Below are 1808 nucleotides of genomic sequence, written 5' to 3' on the forward strand. Positions count from 1 at the left end.
CCGCACAAGCGGTCCCGGGGCATGGCCTCCTTCGTGCTAGAATCTTCGTTTGCCTTCAATTGCTTACCTGTGACACCTGCCAATTTCGATTTTCATAGCCACTCGATCGTTTCCGACGGCTTTTTGCCGCCCCGGGTTGTCGCCGGGCGTGCGGCGGGAAATGGCGTCGATCTCTGGGCGCTGACCGATCACGACGACCTCGGTGGTCTGACTGAAGCTAGAACAGCAGCCGAAGAAGCCGGTATGGGCTTCGTCAATGGTGTCGAAATTTCCATCGAATGGCGCGGCGTACCGATTCATGTCGTCGGTCTCGGCTTTGATCCAGCCAACCCGGCACTGAGCGGCGGCCTCGACGCGTTGCGGGTGGGGCGTATCGAACGGGCCAAGCGGATGGGCGAGGCGCTCGCCGCCATTGGCATCCCTGGCGTTTACGAAGGCGCCCTGTGTTTCGTGACCAATCCCAGCCTGATTTCGCGCGCCCATTTTGCCCGCTATCTGGTGTCGATCGGCATCGCCCGTGACGTGCCGGGCGTATTCCAGCATTACCTGGCGGCTGGCAAACCGGGTTATGTCGATCATCGCTGGGCGACGCTCGACGAAGCGGTTGGCTGGATCACTGGCGCCGGTGGCGTCGCAGTGGTCGCCCATCCGGCACGCTACAAGATGTCGGGCGCCGACATGCGCCGTTTCCTCGACGATTTCAAGGACGTCGGCGGACAGGGCATCGAAGTGACCTGTGGCAGCCATTCGCCCGACCATGTCATGCATTTTGCCCGCCTGGCCCGTCACTACGCATTCCACGCTTCGCGCGGCTCTGATTTTCACGGGCCTGAAGAAAGTTATGTCGATCTTGGCAAGCTTCCGCAATTGCCGGAAGATCTGAAGCCGGTCTGGCGCCTGGTGGTCTGAACATGGCTCGCGTCGTCAATATTCACCCGGAAACGCCGCAGCCGCGTCTGCTCGTCCAGGCTGCCGATTTCATTCGGAAAGGGGCGATCGTCGCCTTGCCGACCGATTCCTGCTACGCCCTAGGTTGCCATCTCGGCGATAAGGAAGCGCTCGATCGTATCCGCTTGATTCGCCAGATGGACGAGCGCCATCACCTGACGCTGATGGTCCGCGATCTTTCCGAAATCGCCCATTTTGCTCGCGTCGATAACGCCCAGTATCGTTTGCTCAAGGCGGCGACGCCGGGCAGTTACACCTTCATTCTCGAAGGCTCGAAGGAATTGCCGCGGCGAGTCATGCACCCGAAGCGCAAAACTATCGGCCTGCGCGTGCCGGATCATCCGGTTGTCTTGGCCTTGCTCGAAGAGCTCAATGAGCCGCTGCTGACGACGACCCTGCAATTGCCGGGCGATGAGTTTCCACTGACTGAAGGCTGGGAAATCCAGGATCGCCTCGACGACCAGTTGGAACTGATTCTCGATGGCGGTCCTTGTGGTACCGAGCCGACGACGATCATCGATCTGACAGGCGCTGCGCCAGAGCTGATCCGGGCGGGCCGTGGCCCACTTGAGCTGTTCGGACTGGGCTAAGCCATGCTGGATATCAACGCCATCATCCAGACCATTGCGATTCTTGCCTTGCCGCTGGTTTTTGCGATCACCTTGCACGAAGCTGCGCATGGCTACGCCGCGCGCCATTTCGGCGACCCGACGGCCTGGCAGGCCGGGCGAATCAGCCTGAATCCATTGCGCCACATCGATCCGGTTGGCACCATCCTGATTCCGCTCAGCATCCTGCTCTTTTCCGGTGGCAACTTCCTGTTCGGCTATGCCAAGCCGGTGCCAGTCGATTTCAGCCGT

General features: G+C 60.6%; 3 protein-coding genes. All 3 read left to right on the top strand.

Features of this window, described 5'->3' with window-relative positions; all coding sequences use genetic code 11:
- Positions 1 to 21 precede the first annotated feature (21 nt).
- Positions 22 to 909, top strand: coding sequence for a 3',5'-nucleoside bisphosphate phosphatase (locus tag ADADOO_RS15345; RefSeq protein ID WP_511278375.1), 888 nt, complete (start codon positions 22 to 24; stop codon positions 907 to 909).
- 2 nt (positions 910 to 911) lie between these two features.
- The gene (locus ADADOO_RS15350) at positions 912 to 1538 is read left to right on the top strand and encodes an L-threonylcarbamoyladenylate synthase (RefSeq protein WP_511278373.1); all 627 of its coding nucleotides are present in this window, start codon (positions 912 to 914) and stop codon (positions 1536 to 1538) included.
- A 3-nt stretch (positions 1539 to 1541) separates the two neighbouring features.
- Positions 1542 to 1808: site-2 protease family protein (locus ADADOO_RS15355; protein WP_511278374.1), on the top strand; the 267-nt coding region annotated here is incomplete at its 3' end.

It is taken from the genome of Azonexus sp., from assembly GCF_036170495.1.
Classification (GTDB): domain Bacteria; phylum Pseudomonadota; class Gammaproteobacteria; order Burkholderiales; family Rhodocyclaceae; genus Azonexus.

What these genes read in the sequence shown, in the direction of transcription:
- ADADOO_RS15345 (WP_511278375.1), top strand. Translation starts at nt 22, where the DNA reads ATGGCCTCCTTCGTGCTAGAATCTTCGTTTGCCTTCAATTGCTTACCT.
- ADADOO_RS15350 (WP_511278373.1), top strand. Translation starts at nt 912, where the DNA reads ATGGCTCGCGTCGTCAATATTCACCCGGAAACGCCGCAGCCGCGTCTG.